This is a genomic window from Pseudonocardia sp. P1 (assembly GCF_000178675.2).
Taxonomy (GTDB): domain Bacteria; phylum Actinomycetota; class Actinomycetes; order Mycobacteriales; family Pseudonocardiaceae; genus Pseudonocardia.
In genome coordinates this window covers 6,190,051-6,210,434 of the sequence record NZ_ADUJ02000001.1, presented here as the reverse complement: position 1 = coordinate 6,210,434, position 20,384 = coordinate 6,190,051, and the positions used below count along the sequence as shown (strand labels likewise).

The window sequence follows — 20,384 nt, the reverse complement described above, 5'->3', positions numbered from 1 at the left end:
CCGCATGATCGGCCGCGACCCCGGATCGTCGCCGGAACGCAACGCCGGCGACGCGCGGAGTCACCACCCGGCAACAGTGCCGGTGCACCCTCATGGGGCATGGACACGATCCACGGTTGCCCGCTCTGCTCACGCCCCCGCACCACGGCCGAGGCCCGTGGCCTGGCGTGGAGCAGCCACCACGGCCCGCACGGCGTCGTCTTCGTCTGCGGCCCCTGCACCCGGACCCACCTGTTCGACCTGGAGACGGGCCTGCTCGACCCGGCCCGGACGGACCGGACCGGACCGGGGCGCCTCCAGCGGGCGGCCTGAGCAGGCCCGGTTCAGGACCGGTTCGGCATCCGGTGGTGGATGTCCTCCGACATCCGCACCACGGCGTAGTAGAACTCCAGCGTCACGCGGATCAGGATCAGGTAGACCAGCGCCGCGACGGCTCCGCCGATCAGCGCGAGCAGGCCGCCGAACAGGCCGCCCCGGAGGAACGCGCCGACCACGACGACGACGTAGCCGACGGCCAGCACCACGGTCAGCAGGATGTAGGCGAACTTGACGATGTGCGGCGTCACGAACTGGTTGAACCCGAAGTCGAACAGCGCCGCCAGCGGGTTGGAGGGCGGGGCGGGCGGCGGCGTGGAACCACCGGGGTAGGCGCCGCCGGCGTACGGGTCGGAAGGTCCACCGGGTGGCGGTGTCTGCGTCATGGGGCCGCACGCTATGCCGCATGTGCGTGCCGGCACCCCCGGTGTCGCCTGATCAGGGGCGCGCCACGGCCCCGCGGCGCCGCCCGGCGGACCGCGGCCCCGCCGTCGTAGGGTCACGGCCGTGCGCGAGATCCTCGAGTTGCTCGAACGCGACGCGTCGCTGAGCCACGACACCGTCGCGACCATGGTCGGCCTGCCCGTCTCCGAGGTCGACGCCCGGATCGCCGAGTGGGAGCGCACCGGCGTGATCCGCCGGCACAAGGCGGTCGTCGACTGGGCCCGGTACGAGGACGGCACCGCCGCCCTCGAGGGAGCCGGCCGGTCCGGCGCGCAGGTCACGGCGTTCATCGACGTCGGCGTGGCGCCCGCCCGCGGTGTCGGGTTCGACGACGTCGCCGCCCGGATCTCCCGGTTCGACGAGGTCCGCGACTGCTTCCTCGTCTCCGGCGGGCACGACCTGCGGTGCACGGTCGTCGGCCCGGACATCCGCGCGGTGAGCGACTTCGTCTCCCAGAAGCTGTCGACGATCGACCGCGTCCGGTCGACCGCGACCCACTTCGTCCTGGCCACGCACAAGCGCGACGGCGACACGTTCGCCGAGCCCGAGCCGGACCACCGGCTCCCGGTGACCCCGTGAAGCCGCTGAACGAGACGATCACCGCGATCCCGCCGTCCGGGATCCGCCGGTTCTTCGACATCGCCGCGGAGATGGACGACGTCATCTCGCTCGGCGTCGGCGAACCCGACTTCGTGACGCCGTGGCGGATCCGCGAGGCCGGCATCTACGCCCTGGAGCACGGCTACACCACCTACACCGGCAACGCCGGGCTCCCGCGGCTGCGCGAGCTGATCTGCGCCGACCTGGCGTCGCGCTACGACGCCCACTACGACCCGGCCACCGAGTGCCTGGTCACCACCGGCGTCTCCGAGGGCCTCGACCTGGCGTTCCGGGTGATCCTCAACCCGGGCGAGGAGGTCATCGTCCCGGAGCCCTGCTACGTGGCCTACCAGCCGTGCGTGTCGTTCGCCGGTGGGACGCCGGTGGGGGTGCCGACGCGGGCCGAGGACGGGTTCGCGATCGACGTCGCCGCCGTCGAGGCCGCCGTCACGCCGCGGACGAAGGCGATCCTGATCGGCTCGCCGGCCAACCCGACCGGAGCGGTGCAGTCACCCGAGGTGCTGCGCGCGCTCGTCGCGCTCGCCGAGCGGCACGACCTCTACCTGCTCTCCGACGAGATCTACGACCGGCTGACCTACACCGGGGCGCACACCTGCCTCGGTGCGGTGCCGGGCGCCCGGGAGCGGACGGTGGTGCTGGGCGGTTTCTCGAAGGCCCAGGCGATGACCGGGTGGCGGGTCGGCTGGCTGGCCGCGCCGCGCGCGATCGCCGAGCTGTGCCTGCGGGTGCACCAGTACACGATGCTGTGCGCGCCGCACGTGTCGCAGGTGGCGGCCGTCGAGGCGCTGACCAATGCCGAGGGCGACGTCGCCGAGATGGTGGCCGACTACGACCGCCGTCGCCGGGTGTTCGTGAAGGGCCTGCGGGAGGCCGGGCTGGAGTGCCCGGAACCGGCCGGCGCGTTCTACGCCTTCCCGTCGATCCGCGCGTCCGGGCTGGACGCCGAGACGTTCGCGGAGCGGCTGCTGCGCGAGGAGTCGGTCGCCGTCGTCCCGGGGACCGTGTTCGGTCCCTCCGGAGAGGGACACATCCGCTGCTCGTACGCGACGGCGCTGCCGCAGCTGGAGCAGGCCGTCGAGCGGATCGGGAGCTTCCTGGGCCGGTTGTGACGCCGGTGGGCGCACGGCCGGGCACGCGCGGGGGCCCCGCGCCGCATCCCCTCCGCCAGGCCGCGGACCATCACCGGCCCCAGGTCGCGCCCACGGCGGCACAGCCACGGCACCCCCTTCCCGACCAGCCACGCCCCGCGCTCCCACGACCTCACGACCCGGCCGCCCGCGGCGTCGAGCGAGACCGTGCCGGGGACGGTCCAGCCTTCCGCCGCGAGGAGCTCGGCGAGCCCGCGGGCGAGCAGCCGGTGCCCGAGCTCGGACGGGTGCAGCCGGTCCACGCTCCATGCGGCCGGGTCGTACGGCGACGTCGTCTCCAGGTCGAGCACCCCGACGGTGACGGACGGCGCGGCCGCGGCGACGGCGTCGTCGAGCGCCGCGTTGAGGGCGAGGATCCGGGCGGTGAGTGCCCTGCGCAGCACGGCGGGCAACCGGAACACCCGGGTGTGGTCGTGGAACCGGACCAGCAGGACGGTCGCCCCGGCCCGGCCGAGCAGGTCGAGGGCCTCCGCGCAGTCGCGGCGGATCTCCTCGGGGTCGAAGTCGGAGCGCAGGGTGTCGTTCATCCCGGCGCAGAGGACGACGACGTCCGGCCGGGCGGCGGCCGCCGCGGGCACCTGCTCGTGCCGGGTGGCGGCCATCCGGGCACCGGTCCGGGCGTGGTTGTCGAGGCGCACCGGGTCGGGACGGCCAGGATCGGTCACGGCGTCGCGCAGGAGCGGTCCGAAACCGCGCCACCCGCCGCCGGGCCGGGGATCACCCAGCCCGACGGCGGTGGAGTCGCCCAGCACGGCGAGATGCCGGACGGGGCGCCCGGGCCCCGGCGGGGTGGCGCCGGTCCGGGCGGGTGCGGGGCGGGCGGGTACGTGTCGGGAGGCGGGATCGGCGACGGGCGAGGACGCGATCGTCGGGCGCACGACCCTCACGATCACCCGCGTGCGCACCGCCGCGGTGTGCACGCGGTGACGCGCCCCGGACCGGCACGCGAACTCTTACCGCTCGCCCGTCCGGAACGCGGGGAACACCGCCAGCTCGGACGGGGCGTCCGGGAACCGCTCGTCCAGCGCCTCGACGACGGCGCCGGCCAGCTCCGCGTTGCCGCGCCGGTCGGTCGCCGCCGCGGCGGCACCCAGCCCCCGCCAGTAGTGGCGCAGGGCCGTGGAGATCCGGGGTGAGCGGCCGGCGTCGTCGCCGATGGGGCCGTCGTGCTCCAGTACCCGCGGCAGCAGCATCCAGGTCGACCACCACACCCACAGCAGGTGCGCGTCGGTGAGGCGCGACTCCAGCACGTCGGGGTCGTCGAGCTCGGGCCAGACCGGCGCGACCTCGGCGCGCCAGGCCTCCAGCATCTGCGCGGACACCGCGGCCGGCAGCGCGTAGCTGCTGGCGCACCCGGGGAACGGGATGCGGACGTACGCGGCGTCGAGCACGACGTCGCGGAAACAGCCCCACTCGAAGTCGACGAACCGCACGCCGCGCGAGGTGACCAGGTTGTTGTCCGGGCAGGTGTCGGACGGGCTGAACGCCCGGAACCCGGTGCCGCCGAGCAGCCGCACCCCACCGCGTGCCTCCAGCACCGCCGTATCCCCGGCGGTGACGCCGAGCGCGTCGGCGAGCAGCTGCGGCAGCCGGGCCAGCGCGGCGCGGGCCTGGTCGGCGATCGGGTCGCGGTGCGCCTTCTCCCCCAGCCGGCGCAGCAACGCCCCGAAGTCGCCCTCGCGGCCCGCGGTGGCGGCCTGCATCCGCCCGAGGCCGCGGGCCCAGCCGAGCAGGCAGTTGCGGGCGGCCTCCTTGTCGGGCCCGAACAACTTGTCGGCGAGGGTCATGCTGCGGCCGAGGTCCTCCAGGACGAGCAGCCGCTGCTCCGGGTCGTGCGCGATGATCGCCGGGCTGGGCCGGATCTCGGTCGGCAGCGCGGTGAACAGCTGGCACGAGGCGACCTCGTAGCGGAACGGGTCGGACGCGGCCTCCGCGTCGCCGTCGCCGGCCCGCGACGTGTACTGCTTGATCACGACGCTGCGGCGGTCGGAGAACGGGTTCTGCCCCATGCGTGCCCGGGCCACCACGGAGCGGCCGCTGCCACCCAGATCCTCCGGCTCGGAGAGCTCGACCTCGGACCCCGCCCGGCGGGACAGCAGCCGTGCGGCACCGGCCACCGCCTCGACCGCGCCGGGGGTCGCCTGCGGATCGGTCATCGCCGGAAACCCTACCCTTCGGAGAGCGTGCGGTCTGCGCCCCGACGCCGGGACCGGTGCCGGGCGAGCAGCAGCACCACGGCCGCCGATCCGATCGCCCCGGCCAGGTTGAGACCGAGCTGCAGCACCGACAGCGCGGCCTCCACCCAGCGGCCCTCGATGGCCGCGACCGAGCCGTACGCGGCGGCGGGAACGGTCGTCACCGAGATGAACACGCCGACCAGCGCCGACGACCGCGCCGACGTCAGCGACAGCATCCCCGCGGCACCCGCGAGGACGGCCACGACCAGCGAGAACGGCCCGACCTCGTAGATGAAGTCCATCTGCTCGAGCCCGTCCAGCGACGCCGACGACAGCCAGCCGAACAGGTCGAACAGGACGGTCGCCAGTGCGGTGACGGCCATCGCGAACGGGAACCCGACCAGCAGCGCGGCCGCGCCCCGCCGGATCAGGTCGGCACGGCGCAGCACCAGCCCGACGGCCATCGCCGCCATCGGCCCGAACTCGGGGCCGAGGACCATCGCGCCGACGACCGTCACCGGGGAGTCGGTGACGGCGCCGACCGCGGCGAGCAGGCACGCGATCGTGAGGAACGTCAGGAAGGTGAGCGAGAGCCGGGACTCCTCGCCGGTCCGGTGGATCAGCTCGTCCCAGACGACGGCGTCCGCCCCGTCCCCGGGTGCGGCCTCCTCGGCGGCGTCGGCCCGGTCGGAGAGCACGGTGTCGAGCTGCTCGAGGGTGATCCCGCCGTCGTGGTCGACGCCGAGATCGGCGAGCCGGCCGAGGAGGTCGTCGGTGCACTCGCGCGCGACGTCGGCCTCGACCAGGTCGCCGGGCGGGCGCACCGCCGCCCCGGGGTGGACCACCAGGTGGGCCACCCCGGGTTCGGCGGTGAGGACCTCGCAGACCTCGGTGGTCCGCCCGGACGGGCAGACCACCCGCAGGTGCAGCACCTACGCGGCCGGGCCGGGCTTCTCCGGTGCGCCGCCGCCGGTCTCGGCAGGCCTGCCGGGCGCGGAGCCGCCGGGCGCCGGCTGGGCCGGCTTCGCGTCGACCCCGGCCTCCTTGCGCTGGGCGGCGGTGATCGGCGCCGGGGCCTGGGTCAGCGGGTCGAAGCCGCCGCCGGTCTTCGGGAACGCGATGACCTCGCGGATGGAGTCGACCCCGGCGAGCAGCGCGGTGATCCGGTCCCAGCCGAACGCGATCCCGCCGTGCGGCGGCGGGCCGTAGGAGAAGGCGTCCAGCAGGAAGCCGAACTTCTCCTTGGCCTCGGCCTCGGACAGGCCCATGATCTCGAAGACGCGCTTCTGCACGTCGGCGTCGTGGATACGGATCGAGCCGCCGCCGATCTCGTTGCCGTTGCAGACGATGTCGTAGGCGTAGGCCAGCGCCTCGCCCGGGCTCTGCTCGAAGGTGTCGATCCAGTCCGGGGTCGGCGAGGTGAAGGCGTGGTGCAGCGCGGTCCAGGCACCCCCGCCGACGGCGACGTCGTCGGTGTCCGCGGTGGACTCGAACAGCGGGGCGTCCACGATCCACACGAACGACCAGGCGGACTCGTCGATCGCGCCGACCCGCCGCGCGATCTCGCCGCGGGCGGCGCCGAGCAGGGCGCGGGCGTCGGACGGCGTCCCCGCCGCGAAGAAGATGCAGTCGCCGGGGTTCGCGCCGACGGCCGCGGCCAGGCCGGCCCGCTCGGTCTCGGACAGGTTCTTGACCACCGGGCCGCGCTCGTCGACCTGCCCGTCCTCGCCGATCAGCACGTAGGCCAGGCCGCGGGCACCGCGCTGCTTGGCCCACTCCTGCCAGCCGTCGAGCACCTTGCGCGGCTGCGAGGCGCCGCCCGGCATGACGACGGCGCCGACGTAGGGGTTCTGGAAGACCCGGAACCCGGTGTCCGCGAAGTACGACGTCAGCTCGGTCAGCTCGAAGCCGAACCGCAGGTCGGGCTTGTCCGAGCCGTAGCGGGACATCGCCTCGGCGTAGCTCATGCGCGGGATCGGCGCCGGGATGTCGTAGCCGACCAGCTTCCACAGCGCGACGAGCACCTTCTCGGCCAGCGCGATGACGTCGTCCTGCTCGACGAAGCTCATCTCGATGTCGAGCTGGGTGAACTCGGGCTGGCGGTCGGCGCGGAAGTCCTCGTCGCGGTAGCAGCGCGCGATCTGGTAGTAGCGCTCCAGGCCACCGACCATGAGCAGCTGCTTGAACAGCTGCGGGCTCTGCGGCAGCGCGTACCAGGAACCGGGACGCAGCCGGGCCGGGACGACGAAGTCGCGGGCGCCCTCCGGGGTGGACCGGGTCAGGGTCGGCGTCTCGACCTCGATGAAGTCCTCGGCGGCGAGCACGTCGCGGGCGGCCTTGTTGACGTCGCTGCGCAGCTTCATCGCCGACGCCGGGCCGGAGCGGCGCAGGTCCAGGTAGCGGTGGGTCAGCCGGATCTCCTCGCCGACCCCGGTGTGCTCGTCGATCGGGAACGGCAGCGGCGCGGCCTCGGACAGCACGGTCAGCCCGGTGACCGTGACCTCGATGTCGCCGGTGGGCAGCTCGGAGTTCTCGTTGCCCTCGGGGCGCCGGACGACCTCGCCGACGACCTGCACGCAGAACTCCGACCGCAGCCGGTGGGCCCGCTCGGCCATCTCGCCCTCGCGGAACACGACCTGCGCGGAACCGGACCGGTCCCGGAGGTCGATGAAGATCACGCCGCCGTGATCGCGGCGGCGGGCCACCCATCCGGCGAGGGTCACGGTCTGGCCGGCGTTCTCGGCACGCAGCGTGCCGACAGGGTGGGTTCGCATCACGGCGGACAAGGCTATCCGCCGCCCCCGACCGGCCCGTCACCAGGCTTGCCGTCGGGTCACAGCAGGCTGAGTTGCTCGTCGCGAGGCTCCCGTGGCGGGGGTGCGGCCGGTTCCTGACGGGTCCAGCCGGGGTCGCCCGGATCGGCCTCCGGACCGTCCAGGCCGTGCCGGGCCAGCAGGGGCGCGGCGCGGCTCCGGAGTGCGGCGCGGTACTCGCGGTCGGCCGTCGCCCCCCGGCGGTAGAGCTTCTCGTAGCGGGGCAGCAGGGCCGGGTACTCGCGGCCCAGCCACTGCAGGAACCACTCGCGGGTCCCGGGCCGCAGGTGCAGCGCGAGCACGGTGGCACGGCAGGCACCGGCCGCGGCGATCTCCCCGAGCAGCGCGTCGAGCGCCTCGGCCGAGTCCGTGAGCCACGGCAGGACGGGCGCGACCATCACCCCGCACGGCAGGCCCGCCTCCGTGATCCGCCGGACCAGGTCGAGCCGGGCCCGCGGGCTCGGCGTCCCCGGTTCCAGGCGCGCCTGCAGCTCCCGGTCGAGCAACGCGACCGAGACGCCCGTGCCGACCCGGACGTCCCGGTTCGCCGCGGCCAGGTCCGGCAGGTCCCGGGTCAGCACGGTGCCCTTGGTCAGGATCGAGAACGGTGTGCCGGACCGGGCGAGCGCACCGATCACCCCGGGCATCAGCCGGTAGCGGCCCTCGGCCCGCTGGTACGGGTCGGTGTTGGTGCCCATCGCGACGTGCTCCCGCCGCCACGACGGCCGCGCCAGCTCACGCTCCAGCACCCGGGCGGCGTTCATCTTCACCACGATCTGGGAGTCGAAGTCCGCGCCCGCGTCGAGGTCGAGGTAGGTGTGGGTGTTGCGGGCGAAGCAGTTGTGGCTGACGACCCCGGCCGCGACGAAGTCACCGGTGCCGGTGGTGATGTCGTACATCGGGACCACCCGGCCGGTGTCGTGAACACCGGTGACCTGCGGGGCCCCCTCCGGCGGCTCCTCGACGAGTGCACCGGTGACGTCGCGGACCCGCGCGACGGCCGGGTCCGCGACCGCGACCAGCCGCAGCTGCTCCGCCGCGCCGCCGAGCACCCGCAACGCGCGCGCACCCGGCCGCCCGGACGGTTCGGACGCCACCCGGAACCCGAGCCGGCGCACCGCCCCGACCGTGGCCCGGGTGAGCTGCTCGTCGCCCGGGACGATCCGCAGCACCCCCGCCGAGACCTGGCCGCAGGCGTCGAGCACACCGCCGACGAATCCCGCCGACCAGCCCGGCCCGGGGTGCTCCGGCCACACCGTGGGCGACGGCCGCTGCGCCACGGCCGGGGCCGCCGACGGTGCGGCGGCCCGTGCCGGTTCGCCGATCAGGTGGTGGGCGCGGGCGACCGCCTCCAGCTCCACCCACGCCGACGGGAACGCCTCGGCCGTCACCCGGGACCGGACCGCGTCGGCCCGGACCAGACCGCAGAGGTAGCCCTCGTCGTAGCCGGGCGGCCGGGCACCGCGGGGCATCGCCGCCGCGCCGGGCCCCACCAGCGCGGAGCCGGGGCGCAGGTGCGGACGGTCCGCCGAGGCCCGGCACCGCCCCGGCCGCACGTGGGCCCAGCCCTCGCCGGTCAGGAAGCGGTGCTCGGCCGAGGTGACCAGCACCGTGCCGTCGGTCAGGGACACCCGCTGGGCGCGGCGCCGGGTGGACCAGTGCGCGAGCACCGGGGTGCGGACGAACCGGCGGCGGCCCCGCCCGTCGGACGTGGTGCCGACCACCTCGTCGCCCGGGCGGAGCTCCCCGATCGGGCGGGACCGGCCGTCGGCCGTCAGCACCGGGGTGTCGCCCGCGAGGCAGTAGGTGCACGCGTGGGAGCAGCCGCGGTACGGGTTCACCGTCCACCCGAACGGCACCGGCGAGGACGACGCCACCCGGTTCAGCACCGACCGCGCCTCCACCTCGTGGAACACCGTCCCCGCGAACTCCGGCGTACGCACCGTGCGCAGCAACCCGCGCATCCCCGGCAGCGCCGCGTCCGCGCCGATCCCGTCGATTCCCACCTGCTGCCCGTTCCACCGCACGAGAGTCATTCGAACACAAGTTCGAACGCCGGGCAACCGGTCGTCGCCCGGCGGCCGCCTCCGGGCGAGGACCGGTCGGCGGTGCGGTGATCGCTTGCGAGGATGCGGACGTGCATCCCGACGATCCCGGCCCGCGGCACCCGTACCCCGGGGACCCGCGGGGCGGGCAGCCGTCCGGCAGGCGGCGCCGTCCCGAGCCCGGCGACGGCCACGGGCACGGTGTCCCCCGGCCCCGTGCGACACCGCCCGTGCCGGGGCGTCCCGGTCCCGGTGGCCCGCCGCCGGAGCGGGCCGGTCGTCGTCCCGACGCGCCGTGGGCCCCGGGAGCGGAGGGCGCCGGGCAGGAGCACGGCGGCGGGTACGCCACCGGGCCGGTGCCCGCCGGCGCCCCGACCGGCACCGGGCGCCGTGCGGCGCGACGCCGGGCCGAGGAGGACCACGCCGGCACCGGGCACGGCCACGGACACGGACACGGCGCCCCCTCCCCCGCAGGCCGCCGGGTGCGGAACCTCCTCGTCGCGCTGCTCGTCCCCTGCGCCCTCGCGACCCTCACCGGTCTCGTCCTGCTGTGGCCGGGGCCGGTCCCGGCACCCGAGCTGCCGCCGACCGAGCAGGTGCACGGCGACGTGCAGTCCGTCCAGGTCGCGGACTGCTCCCCCGGCTCCGGCGACGGGGCCTGCACCGGCGTCACCGTCCGGATGACCGACGGCCCCCGCGCCGGGCGGGACCTCGTGCAGCTCGTCCCGACCGAGCCGTCCAGCCCGCGGTTCGCCGTCGGCGACCCGGTGACGATGGCCTGGTCCGGCGGGAACCCGGACGAGGCGGGCTCGTACCAGCTCAACGACTTCCAGCGCGGGCCCGCGCTGGGCTGGCTGGCGGCGGCGTTCGCGGTGGCCGTCGTGCTGCTGGGGCGGCTGCGCGGGTTCGCCGCCCTGGTGGGCCTGCTGCTCAGCTTCGCCGTGCTGCTGTGGTTCGTCCTGCCGGCGATCCTGTCGGGCGGGTCACCGCTCGCGGTGGCCGTCACCGGGTCGTGCCTGATCATGTTCGTGGTGCTGTACCTGACCCACGGGTTCAGCGCCCGTACGTCGTGCGCGGTACTGGGGACGCTCGCGTCGCTGGCCCTGATCGGCGTGCTCGGCTACGCCTTCACCGCGGCCACCCGGCTCACCGGGCTGGACGACACGACGGCCAACCTGATCGGGACGCTCGGCCCCGGCGTCCCGATCGACCCGCGCGGCCTGGTCCTGGCCGGGCTCGTGATCGGCGCGCTCGGTGCGCTCGACGACGTGACGGTCACCCAGGCGTCGGCGGTCTGGGAGCTCGGTGCGGCGAACCCGCGGCTCGGGCCCCGCGAGCTGTTCGCCGCCGGGATGCGGATCGGCCGCGACCACGTGGCGTCGGCGGTGAACACCCTCGTGCTGGCCTACGCCGGCGCCGCGCTGCCGTTGCTGCTGCTGTTCTCCGTCGCGGCCGGCGGCGTGACGGAGGTCCTGACCAGCCAGGACGTCGCGACCGAGATCGTCCGGACGCTGGTCGGCAGCATCGGGCTGGTCGCCGCGGTGCCGGTGACGACCGGTCTCGCGGCGCTCGTCGCCGCCCGTCGCTGACTCAGGCGGGCCGGCGCGCCACCAGGTGCGCCTCCCCGCCGCCCTCGTGGTGGGCGACGACCTCCAGCTCGCCGAACGCCGCCGGCAGCTCGCCGGGGGCGGCCCGGTACTGCCCGCCGGTGTCGCCGACCTCGGAGAGCACGGTGACCACCAGCAGCCCGCCGGGCGCGACGGCCGCGGCGAGCGCCGGGTAGAGCGCGGGGGCCCGGAACCGCTGGCAGACGACGACGTCGTACACGTCGTCGTCGGCGGGGAACCCGTGGTCGAGGTCCGCCTGGACCCAGCGGACCCGCCCGGGCGGCTGCTCGGCCGCGACGAGCGCCGCCCCGGCCGCGAGCCCCGCCGGCGAGACGTCCACCGCGACGACGTCGAGCCCCTGCGCGGCGAGCCACGCAGCGACGATCCCGCGGCCACAGGCGACGTCGAGCGCCCGGCCGGTGGCCGGCAGCAGCCCGGTGTGCGGCCGCAGCGCGTCCGGTGGCTGCGGGGTGCCGACGCCGGCCGCGCGGTGCCGGGCGTCCCACCGCTCCTGGTCGTCGACGGCCACGGTCAGCTCGCGAGGGCCGTGACGACGGCTCCGGTGACGGCGTCGAGCGGGACGTCCTGCTGCTCGCCGGAGGCGAGGTCCTTGAGCCCGACGGTGCCGTTCTCGAGGTCGCGGTCGCCCAGGACCAGCGCGAACCGGGCGCCGGAGCGGTCCGCCGACTTCATCGCGCCCTTGAGGCCGCGACCGCCGTAGGAGAGGTCGACCCGCACCCCGCGGGCCCGCAGCTCGGCCGCGACGACGACGAGCCTGCGCTTCGCGGCGTCGCCCAGCGGCACCCCGAACACCTCGGCCCGGGCGGTCGTCCACGGCTGCACGCCCTCGGCGGCGCAGGCCATCAGCGTCCGGTCGACGCCGATGCCGAACCCGACGCCGGACAGCTCCGGCCCGCCGAGGGTGGCCATCAGGCCGTCGTACCGGCCGCCGCCGCCGATCCCGGACTGGGCCCCGAGACCGTCGTGGACGAACTCGAAGGTCGTCTTCGTGTAGTAGTCCAGGCCGCGCACCATCCGCGGGTTCGCCGTGTAGGCGACGCCGAGGTCGTCGAGGTGCGCGAGGACCTGCGCGTGGTGCTCGGCCGACGCGTCGGACAGGTGGTCCATCAGCAGCGGGGCCCCCGCCATCGCCGCGCGCACCTCGGGTCGCTTGTCGTCGAGCACCCGCAGCGGGTTGATCGCGGCCCGCTCGCGGGTCGCCTCGTCGAGGTCCAGGCCGGACAGGAACTCCTGCAGCCGCTCGCGGTAGGCGGGACGGCACTCGGCGTCGCCGAGCGAGGTGAGCTCCAGCCGGTAGCCGGTCAGGCCGAGCGCCTTGAAGCCCTCGTCGGCGACCGCGATGACCTCGGCGTCGAGCGCGGGGTCGTCGACGCCGATCGCCTCGACGCCGACCTGCTGCAGCTGCCGGTACCGGCCGGCCTGCGGGCGCTCGTAGCGGAAGAACGGCCCGGCGTAACGCAGCTTGACCGGCAGCCCCTGCTTGTCGAGGTTGTGCTCGATCACCGACCGGACGACGCCTGCGGTGCCCTCCGGGCGCAGCGTCACCGACCGCTCGCCGCGGTCCGCGAAGGTGTACATCTCCTTGGAGACGACGTCAGTGGACTCCCCCACCCCGCGGGCGTAGAGCCCGGTGTCCTCGAACACCGGGAGCTCGATGTAGCCGTACCCCGCCCGGGCGGCAGCCGCGGCGAGGGTGTCCCGGACATGGACGAAGCCCGCCGAATCCGTCGGAAGGTACTCCGGGATGCCCTTCGGCGCGGCGAACGGCTCGGGCTTGCGTGCCCGGGGCCCGTCCGCCCGCTGCTCGGTGGCGGTCACTGCAGGTCCACGTCCTCTCGTGCTGTCGTCCGGAAGCCCCTCCAGCCTAGGACCGCCGTCTCTCAGAATCCTTCTCAGGTCGCCCCGCTACCCTCCGTCGGAACGAATGATCAAGCAGGGAGTGGCGGAGCGTGGCGACGAACGAGCAGCGCCGGGAGGCGGCGAAGCGGAAGCTCGCTGCCCAGCAGGCCCACCGGGCCGAGCGGGCGGAGAAGCGGAAGCGGACGACGACGATCGCCGCCGTCGCGACGGTACTGGTCGTCGCGCTGGCCGCCGGGGGCGTCTACGCGCTGACCGCGGCGTGGGGCGGACCCGAGGAGGCCGCGCCGCCCGCCCAGGCGCAGGGTGACGGGCCGGACACCTCCGGCCTGCCCACGGTGCCGCTGCCGCAGCGGCCCACCGCGCTGCCCGCGTCGGTCGACTGCGCCTACCCGGCGTCGCCGGAGCCCGCCTCGAAGCCGGCCACCCCGCCCCCGGGCGGTCAGGTCTCCGCGGAGGGGCAGGTCCCCACGACGCTGCAGACCAGCGCAGGGACCATCGACCTCACCCTGGACCGGGCACTCGCGCCGTGCACCGTGAACAGCTTCGCGAACCTGGCGCAGCAGGGCTACTTCGACGGCACGTCGTGCCACCGGCTGACGACCAGCCCGGGCCTGCAGGTGCTGCAGTGCGGCGACCCGACCGGGCGCGGCAGCGGCGGCCCCGGCTACTCGTTCGCCGACGAGGTCTTCCCCGAGCTCACCTACGGCCGCGGGCTGCTCGCGATGGCCAACGCGGGCCCGGACACCAACGGCAGCCAGTTCTTCATGATCTACGGCGACGCCCAGCTCCCGCCGAACTACACCGTGTTCGGGTCCATCGGCCCGCAGGGGCTGTCGACCCTCGACACGGTCGCGAAGGGCGGCGAGTCGGTCGGGTCCGGTGACGGCACGCCGAACGTCCCGGTGGAGATCCAGGGCGCGACCGTCGGCTGAACGCCCACCCCCGCCCCGCACCGATGAGATCGCGGTGCGGGGGTGGTCCCTACCTGCGTCCGGGGGTCCACCCCGGGCGTGGTAGGGCCCGCTCGATGGCCGGGCGGGATCCGCCGCGACAGTCTGGGAACCGTCCGGAACGACCGCACGGCCCACCTGCCCCGCACCGAAAGGCGGCGATCATGTCCACCACCATCCGCCCCCTGCTCAGCCACCGGGACCGGGCCGTGCTGCGTGCGATCGCCGCGGACCGCTGCACCGTCACCGACGGCGAGTGCCACTCGCTCACGATCGACGGCGTGTGCTTCTGCGACCAGTTCGCCGGGGTGCGGCTGGCCGACGACGGGCTGGTCGAGGCGTCGGGCGCCGCCCCGCTGCGGCCGCACCTCACCGACGCGGGCCGCTCGCTGCTCGCCGCCGCGTGACCGGTCAGGCCGCGCTGGTGACCCGGTAGACGTCGTACACGCCCTCGATGTTGCGCACCGCCTGCAACAGGTGCCCGAGGTGCTTCGGGTCGCCCATCTCGAACGAGAAACGGGAGACCGCCACCCGGTCCCGCGACGTCGTCGTCGACGCCGACAGGATGTTGACCTTCTCGTCGGCCAGGACCTTCGTGACGTCGGAGAGCAGCCGGTGCCGGTCCAGCGCCTCGACCTGGATCGCCACCAGGAACACCGACTCCGGCGACACCGACCAGGCGACGTCGACCAGCCGCTCCTCGCGGGCCGTGAGGTCACCCGCGTTGGTGCAGTCGGTGCGGTGCACGCTGATCCCGCCGCCGCGGGTCACGAAGCCGAGGATCTCGTCGCCCGGCACCGGGGTGCAGCAGCGGGCGAGCTTGACGTACAGGTCGCCCATCTCGTGGCCGTCGCCGTCCTGCACGACGACGCCGGCGTTCCCGGACGGCCGCCGGTGCCGGACCGTCGACGGCGTCGCCCGCTCGGCGAGCTCCTCCTCGGCCTCCTCCTCGCCGCCGAACCAGGCGACCAGGCGCTGCACCACGTGCTGGGCGCTGGCCTGGTGCTCGCCGACCGCGGCGTAGAGCGCGGAGACGTCGGAGTAGTGCATCTCCCGGGCGAGCGCGGACATGGCGTCGCCGGAGATGAGCCGCTGGAGCGGCATCCCGGTGCGGCGCGCCTCCCGGGTGATGGCCTCCTTGCCCTCCTCGACGGCCTCCTCGCGGCGCTCCTTCGCGAACCACTGCTTGATCTTCGCCTTGGCCCGCGGCGACTTGGCGATGGCGAGCCAGTCCCGGGACGGCCCCGCGTCCTCGGCCTTGGAGGTGAAGATCTCGACGACGTCGCCGGAGGAGAGCTGCCGTTCGAGCGCGACGAGCTTGCCGTTGACCCGCGAGCCGATGCAGCGGTGCCCGACCTCGGTGTGCACGGCGTAGGCCAGGTCGATCGGGGTGGACCCGGTGGGCAGGGTGACGACGTCGCCCTTCGGCGTGAAGACGAAGATCTCCCGGGCGGCGAGGTCGAATCGGAGCGAGTCGAGGAACTCGCCCGGGTCGGCGGCCTCCCGCTGCCAGTCGAGCAGCTGGCGCATCCACGCCATCTCCTCGACCTCGACCTCCTTGCTCTGGCCGCCCTTGATCTCCTTGTACCGCCAGTGCGCGGCGATGCCGTACTCCGCGGTGCGGTGCATGGCGTGCGTCCGGATCTGCACCTCGAGCGGCTTGCCGTCCGGGCCGATGACGGTGGTGTGCAGCGACTGGTAGACGCCGAACCGCGGCTGGGCGATGTAGTCCTTGAAGCGGCCGGGCATCGGCTGCCAGAGCGCGTGCACCATGCCGATCGCGGCGTAGCAGTCGCGGACCTCCTCGACCAGCACCCGCACGCCGACGAGGTCGTGGATGTCGTCGAAGTCGCGGCCCTTGACGATCATCTTGCGGTAGATCGAGTAGTAGTGCTTCGGCCGTCCCTCGACCTTCGCCGGGATCCGTGCCGAGTCGAGCTGGGAGGTCACCTCGTCGATGACCTGCCGCAGGTAGGTGTCCCGGGACGGCGCCCGGTCGGCGACCAGGCGGACGATCTCCTGGTACTTCTTCGGCTGCAGGATCGCGAACGACAGGTCCTCGAGCTCCAGCTTCACCGTGGCCATGCCGAGCCGGTGGGCGAGCGGGGCGAACACCTCGAGGGTCTCGTTCGCCTTCTTGACCTGCTTCTCCGGCCGCAGGAAGCGCATCGTGCGCATGTTGTGCAGCCGGTCGGACAGCTTGATGACCAGCACCCGCGGGTCCCGGGCCATCGCCACGACCATCTTGCGGATCGTCTCGGCCTCGGCCGCGGTGCCGAACTCGACCTTGTCCAGCTTCGTGACGCCGTCGACGAGGTGCGCGACCTCGTCGCCGAAGTCGGTCCGCAGCCGCTCGAGCGAGTAGTCGGTGTCCTCGACGGTGTCGTGCAGCAGGGCGGCGACCAGCGTCGTCGTGTCCATGCCCAGCTCGGCGAGGATCGTCGAGACGGCGAGCGGGTGGGTGATGTACGGGTCGCCGGACTTGCGGGTCTGGCCCTCGTGCTTGGACTCGGCGACGTCGTAGGCCCGCTGCAGGAGCATCAGGTCGGCCTTGGGGTGCAGCGAGCGGTGCACCGCGGCCAGCGGTTCCAGGACCGGCTTGACGATGGCGACCCGCTGCGGCGTCATCCGCCGGGCGATCCGGGCGCGGACCCGCCGGGTCGCGGACGGGCGGGGAGGCTCGTCGTCGGCGGGGGTCAGCGGCCGCGTCGCGGGATGGGCCGTCGTCCGGTCGACCTCGGTCACCGCACCTCCTGATCGTGCCGGTAGCGGGAGTGGTCCCGCCCCGAGGATAGTCCGCGGACCGTCCCGGGGCGGAACGTGTGCTCCTACGCGCTCAACAAGGCGTCCACCTGCAGGTCACCCAGCTTCGTGCGGCCGTTCAACGCGGTCAGCTCCATCAGCGTGCCGAAGCCGACGATGTCGGCCCCCGCGTCGGCGAGCAGCGCGCACGCCGCGGCGGCGGTGCCGCCGGTGGCCAGCACGTCGTCGACGACGTACACCCGGGTGCCCGGTTCGAGCACGCCGGCCGGGAGCTCCAGCGTCGCGGTGCCGTACTCCAGCTCGTAGCTGCGCGACGCGGCGACGGCGGGCAGCTTGCCTGCCTTGCGGACCGGCACCGTCCCGACGCCGGCGACGAGCGCGACCGCCGCCCCGAGCAGGAAGCCGCGCGCCTCGACCCCGACGACGACGTCGGCGTCGCCGGTGCGGGCGGCCAGCTCGGTGGTCACCGTCGCGAACGAGCCGCCGTGGGCGAGCACCGGGGTGATGTCGCGGAACAGCACCCCCGGCTGCGGGTAGTCGGGCACCGAGCGGACGAGGCCGGCGACCTGCAGCAGGTCCTCGGCGGACTCCCCGTCGATGCCGGGGCCGACCCGGATGCCGTCGACGGCGGTCACCGGCGCTTCCTGCCCGTCTTGCCGGTGGGGCGCACCCCGGGCCGCGGCGCGGCCGGGGCCGAGCGCGACGTGCTGCTCACCGCGGCGAAGGTGTCGGTGGCGGGCTCGGCCGCGTCCGGCACGTCCTCGCCGTCCCGGACGGCCGCGGCGCGGGCCCGGCGGGCGGCGACCCGCTCGGCCTGGTCGCGGAAGCGCCCGTCGCGCATCTTGATGTCGACCAGTACCGGGGTCGCCAGCAGGAGCGAGGAGACGACACCGGAGATCATGCCGACGAGCTGGACGAGCGCCAGGTCGGCGAGCGTGCCGACGCCGAGCAGCCCGACGCCGATCACCAGCAGGCCCAGTACCGGCAGGATCGCGATGAGCGAGGTGTTCATCGACCGCATCAGCGTCTGGTTGAGCGCCTGGTTCGCGGCCTCGGCGTAGCTGCGGCGGGTCAGCTTGAGCAGCCCGCGCGAGTTCTCCCGCACCTTGTCGAACACGACGACGGTGTCGTAGAGCGAGAACCCGAGGATCGTCAGGAGCCCGATCACCGTCGCCGGTGTGACCTCGAGGCCGATGATCGAGTACACACCCGCGGTGACGACGATGTCGTTGATCAGCGCCACCAGCGCCGCCGCGGCCATCGCCCGCTCGAAGTAGACCGCCAGGAAGATCGTGACCAGCACGATGAAGACCAGCAGCGCGATCAGTGCCTGGGTGGTGACCTCACCGCCCCAGGTGCCCGAGACCTGGGAGTCGCTGATCGCGGCCTCGCTCGGGACGCCGCCCCCGCCGATCGGCTGGAGCTGCTGGAACAGCGCCTCCCGCAGCGGGACGAGCTGCTCCGGGGTCAGCGGCTCGGACTGGAGCACGATCGACGCCAAGTCCCCGGTCCCGACGGCCTGGCTGACCTCGGGGGCGGTGCCGACGACGTCGGTGTAGATCCGGTCGACCTGCTCGACGCTGATGGGCCCGTTCGCACCGGTGGCCGGCAGCTGGATCTGCGATCCGCCGGTGAAGTCGATGCCGAGGTTGAACCCGCGGAACACCAGCGACAGCACGCAGACCGCGAGCAGCACGCCGAACCCGATGTACCAGAGCTTCTTCCGGCCGACGATGTCGACGCTCGCGGTGCCGGTGGTGAGCCGGGTCCAGCCCGACGTCCGCTCGGGGGCCGTCATGCTCCCGCTCCCTTCCCGCTGGTGGCACGCTGCCCGACGGCGGGTTTGTCCCGCCGGTGCCGGGCACCGATCCGGTCGACCGCCGCGAGCCCGGACAGGCCGGGCCTGCCCAGCGACTTCGACCGGGAGATCAGCACGACCAGCGGGAACGTCACCAGGAAGACCACGACCAGGTCGAGGACGGTGGACATGCCGAGGGTGAAGGCGAACCCGCGGACCTCACCGACGGCCAGGATGTAGAGCACGGCCGCGGCCAGGAAGCTGACCGCGTCGGCCGTGAGGATCGTCCGTCTGGCCCGTTCCCACGAGCGCGGTACCGCCGAGCGGAACGTCCGGCCCTCCCGCATCTCGTCCTTCAGGCGTTCGAAGAAGATCACGAACGAGTCCGCGGTGATGCCGATCGCGATGATGAAGCCGGCGACGCCCGCGAGATCGAGGGTGAACCCGATCCACCGCCCGAGCAGGATCAGGACGGCGTACACGACCACGCCGGACAGGACCAGCGACAGGATCGTCAGCAGGCCGAGCAGCCGGTAGTAGAACAGGCAGTAGACGAAGACCAGGGCCAGGCCGACCGCACCGGCGATCAGTCCGGCCTCCAGCGAGGCCAGGCCGAGCGTCGCGGACACGGTCTGTGCGGTGCCCGGGTCGAAGGCCAGCGGCAGCGAGCCGTACCGCAGGGTCTGCGCCAGGTCCTGGGCGCGTTCCTGGTTGAACTGCCCGCTGATCTGGGTCTGGCCGTAGATCGGCTGGTTGATCGAGGGCGCGGACACCACGTCGCCGTCGAGGACGAACGCGACGTTCTTCCCGACGTTGGCCGTCGTGTACTGGCCCCACGTCTCGGCGCCCTGCGGCTTGAAGGTCAGGCCGACCGCCCAGCCGGCGGCGCCCTGGCTCTGCTGGGGCTGCGCGGACGCGATCTCGGTGCCCTCGAGGAAGGACGGGCCGAGGATGTACTTGGTCGTGCCGTCCTCACCGCAGGTGACCAGTGGCTGGGCCGGGTCGTCGTAGCCCTGCAGCGGATCCGGGCCCGCGCAGTTCAGCGCGAGCAGTGCCTGCACCTGGGTGGCCTGGTCGCTGCTCTGCCGGGTCGCGCGCAGCTGCTCGACCTCGGCGGCGACCCGCGGGTCGGTCGGGGTCGCGGCGCCGGTCGGGCCCGGGGGTTCGGGCGCGGGCGGCGGGTCCTGCAGCGGGGAGCTCTGCGCCACCGGGGCGACGGCGCGGCTCTGCTCGCCGGGCGCCCCCATCCCCTGCGGCTGCGGTGCCGCGGGAGCCTGGCCCGCCGGCGCCCCGGCCGGTTCCTGGCCGGGCTGCGCGCCGGGTGCGGGCTGGCCGCCGGGCGCCGGCTGCTGCTGCGGGGCCGGGTCCGCGGGGATCGGTCCCTCGACGACCTCGCGGAACCGCAGCTGGGCGGTCTGGCCGAGCGACCGGGCCTGCTCGCCCTGGTCACCGGGGACCGTGATGACGATGTTGCTGCCGTCCAGCTGGACCTCGGCGCCGCTGACACCGAGCCCGTTGACGCGCTGCTCGATGATCGACTCGGCCTGGACCAGCTGGTCGCGCGGCGGCGGCTGCCCGTCGACGGCGCGGGCGGTGAGCGTGACGCGGGTTCCGCCCTGCAGGTCGATGCCCAGCTTCGGCGTGAGGTTCCCGCCCCCGGTGAACAGCACCAGGGTGTAGAGGATCACGACGATGCCCAGGAAGGCGGTCAGGTAGCGCCAGGGGCGCACACGCTGCTGCCCCGACGACGTTGCCACGTGGTGTTCTCCCGAATCCGACTCGCGAGGCGGCCTCGGCCGGCCTGCCTCACGGCCTGCTCACC

17 protein-coding genes and 1 pseudogene are annotated in these 20,384 nt (G+C 74.3%); 6 read left to right on the top strand and 12 right to left on the bottom strand.

Going from position 1 to position 20,384, the window contains the following annotated elements:
• The first annotated feature begins 99 nt into the window (after window positions 1-99).
• Window positions 100-312, top strand: a complete 213-nt coding sequence (locus PP1_RS28815; RefSeq protein ID WP_010235455.1) for a hypothetical protein — start codon at window positions 100-102, stop codon at window positions 310-312.
• 11 nt (window positions 313-323) lie between these two features.
• On the opposite strand, the gene PP1_RS28810 is transcribed toward PP1_RS28815, so the two are convergent.
• Complete coding sequence (locus PP1_RS28810) at window positions 324-701, bottom strand: DUF4282 domain-containing protein (protein WP_010235453.1); 378 nt, start codon at window positions 699-701, stop codon at window positions 324-326.
• Between the two features lie 121 nt (window positions 702-822).
• On the opposite strand from PP1_RS28810, the gene PP1_RS28805 reads away from it, so the two are divergent.
• Both PP1_RS28805 and PP1_RS28800 read left to right on the top strand, forming a co-directional pair.
• On the top strand, window positions 823-1,338 hold the full coding sequence (locus tag PP1_RS28805) for an Lrp/AsnC family transcriptional regulator (RefSeq protein WP_010235450.1): 516 nt from the start codon (window positions 823-825) through the stop codon (window positions 1,336-1,338).
• Window positions 1,335-2,489 carry an aminotransferase class I/II-fold pyridoxal phosphate-dependent enzyme gene (locus PP1_RS28800; protein WP_010235448.1) on the top strand — a complete coding sequence of 385 codons (1,155 nt, stop codon included), beginning with the start codon at window positions 1,335-1,337 and terminating at the stop codon, window positions 2,487-2,489. Before PP1_RS28805 ends, PP1_RS28800 begins: the two co-directional genes overlap by 4 nt.
• A 293-nt stretch (window positions 2,490-2,782) precedes the next feature.
• Here PP1_RS28800 and PP1_RS28795 read toward each other — a convergent pair.
• From PP1_RS28795 to PP1_RS28775, 5 genes and pseudogenes are all read right to left on the bottom strand, one after another.
• Window positions 2,783-3,280 (bottom strand): annotated as a pseudogene (locus PP1_RS28795) (GDSL-type esterase/lipase family protein); the annotation flags it as partial.
• A 201-nt stretch (window positions 3,281-3,481) separates the two neighbouring features.
• Entirely contained in the window at window positions 3,482-4,684 is a 1,203-nt protein-coding gene (locus tag PP1_RS28790; RefSeq protein ID WP_010235439.1) for a hypothetical protein, read from the bottom strand.
• A gap of 11 nt (window positions 4,685-4,695) precedes the next feature.
• Window positions 4,696-5,637 carry a DUF389 domain-containing protein gene (locus PP1_RS28785; RefSeq protein ID WP_010235436.1) on the bottom strand — a complete coding sequence of 314 codons (942 nt, stop codon included), beginning with the start codon at window positions 5,635-5,637 and terminating at the stop codon, window positions 4,696-4,698.
• Window positions 5,638-7,482, bottom strand: a complete 1,845-nt coding sequence (gene aspS / locus PP1_RS28780; RefSeq protein ID WP_010235433.1) for an aspartate--tRNA ligase — start codon at window positions 7,480-7,482, stop codon at window positions 5,638-5,640. It lies immediately after the preceding gene.
• Between the two features lie 56 nt (window positions 7,483-7,538).
• Window positions 7,539-9,554 carry an intein-containing Rv2578c family radical SAM protein gene (locus tag PP1_RS28775; RefSeq protein WP_075314371.1) on the bottom strand — a complete coding sequence of 672 codons (2,016 nt, stop codon included), beginning with the start codon at window positions 9,552-9,554 and terminating at the stop codon, window positions 7,539-7,541.
• 101 nt (window positions 9,555-9,655) lie between these two features.
• Here PP1_RS28775 and PP1_RS28770 point away from each other — a divergent pair, with 101 nt between their 5' ends.
• Window positions 9,656-11,152, top strand: a complete 1,497-nt coding sequence (locus PP1_RS28770; protein ID WP_249266004.1) for a YibE/F family protein — start codon at window positions 9,656-9,658, stop codon at window positions 11,150-11,152.
• A 1-nt stretch (window position 11,153) separates the two neighbouring features.
• Here the strand turns inward: PP1_RS28770 and PP1_RS28765 are convergent, their stop codons facing one another.
• A complete protein-coding gene (locus PP1_RS28765; RefSeq protein WP_075296028.1) occupies window positions 11,154-11,699 on the bottom strand; it encodes a class I SAM-dependent methyltransferase in 546 nt (181 codons plus the stop codon).
• A 2-nt stretch (window positions 11,700-11,701) separates the two neighbouring features.
• Window positions 11,702-13,009 carry a histidine--tRNA ligase gene (gene hisS, locus PP1_RS28760; protein WP_010228310.1) on the bottom strand — a complete coding sequence of 436 codons (1,308 nt, stop codon included), beginning with the start codon at window positions 13,007-13,009 and terminating at the stop codon, window positions 11,702-11,704.
• Between the two features lie 131 nt (window positions 13,010-13,140).
• On the opposite strand from hisS, the gene PP1_RS28755 reads away from it, so the two are divergent.
• Window positions 13,141-13,983 carry a peptidylprolyl isomerase gene (locus PP1_RS28755; protein ID WP_010228312.1) on the top strand — a complete coding sequence of 281 codons (843 nt, stop codon included), beginning with the start codon at window positions 13,141-13,143 and terminating at the stop codon, window positions 13,981-13,983.
• A 182-nt stretch (window positions 13,984-14,165) separates the two neighbouring features.
• Window positions 14,166-14,408, top strand: coding sequence for a hypothetical protein (locus PP1_RS28750; protein WP_010228314.1), 243 nt, complete (start codon window positions 14,166-14,168; stop codon window positions 14,406-14,408).
• 4 nt (window positions 14,409-14,412) lie between these two features.
• On the opposite strand, the gene PP1_RS28745 is transcribed toward PP1_RS28750, so the two are convergent.
• The 4 genes from PP1_RS28745 to secD all read right to left on the bottom strand — a co-directional run bounded on the left by PP1_RS28745 (window position 14,413) and on the right by secD (window position 20,319).
• Window positions 14,413-16,701, bottom strand: a complete 2,289-nt coding sequence (locus tag PP1_RS28745; protein WP_029239437.1) for a RelA/SpoT family protein — start codon at window positions 16,699-16,701, stop codon at window positions 14,413-14,415.
• Window positions 16,702-16,829: 128 nt separating this feature from the next.
• A complete protein-coding gene (locus PP1_RS28740) occupies window positions 16,830-17,399 on the bottom strand; it encodes an adenine phosphoribosyltransferase (protein ID WP_010228317.1) in 570 nt (189 codons plus the stop codon).
• Window positions 17,396-18,562, bottom strand: coding sequence for a protein translocase subunit SecF (gene secF / locus PP1_RS28735; RefSeq protein WP_075314375.1), 1,167 nt, complete (start codon window positions 18,560-18,562; stop codon window positions 17,396-17,398). The genes PP1_RS28740 and secF overlap by 4 nt, the downstream gene beginning before the upstream one ends.
• A complete protein-coding gene (secD, locus tag PP1_RS28730; RefSeq protein WP_075314377.1) occupies window positions 18,559-20,319 on the bottom strand; it encodes a protein translocase subunit SecD in 1,761 nt (586 codons plus the stop codon). The genes secF and secD overlap by 4 nt, the downstream gene beginning before the upstream one ends.
• Window positions 20,320-20,384 lie beyond the last annotated feature (65 nt).

What these genes read in the sequence shown, in the direction of transcription:
- secF (WP_075314375.1), bottom strand. Translation starts at nt 18,562, where the DNA reads ATGACGGCCCCCGAGCGGACGTCGGGCTGGACCCGGCTCACCACCGGC.
- PP1_RS28750 (WP_010228314.1), top strand. Translation starts at nt 14,166, where the DNA reads ATGTCCACCACCATCCGCCCCCTGCTCAGCCACCGGGACCGGGCCGTG.
- PP1_RS28810 (WP_010235453.1), bottom strand. Translation starts at nt 701, where the DNA reads ATGACGCAGACACCGCCACCCGGTGGACCTTCCGACCCGTACGCCGGC.
- PP1_RS28775 (WP_075314371.1), bottom strand. Translation starts at nt 9,554, where the DNA reads ATGACTCTCGTGCGGTGGAACGGGCAGCAGGTGGGAATCGACGGGATC.
- PP1_RS28790 (WP_010235439.1), bottom strand. Translation starts at nt 4,684, where the DNA reads ATGACCGATCCGCAGGCGACCCCCGGCGCGGTCGAGGCGGTGGCCGGT.
- PP1_RS28815 (WP_010235455.1), top strand. Translation starts at nt 100, where the DNA reads ATGGACACGATCCACGGTTGCCCGCTCTGCTCACGCCCCCGCACCACG.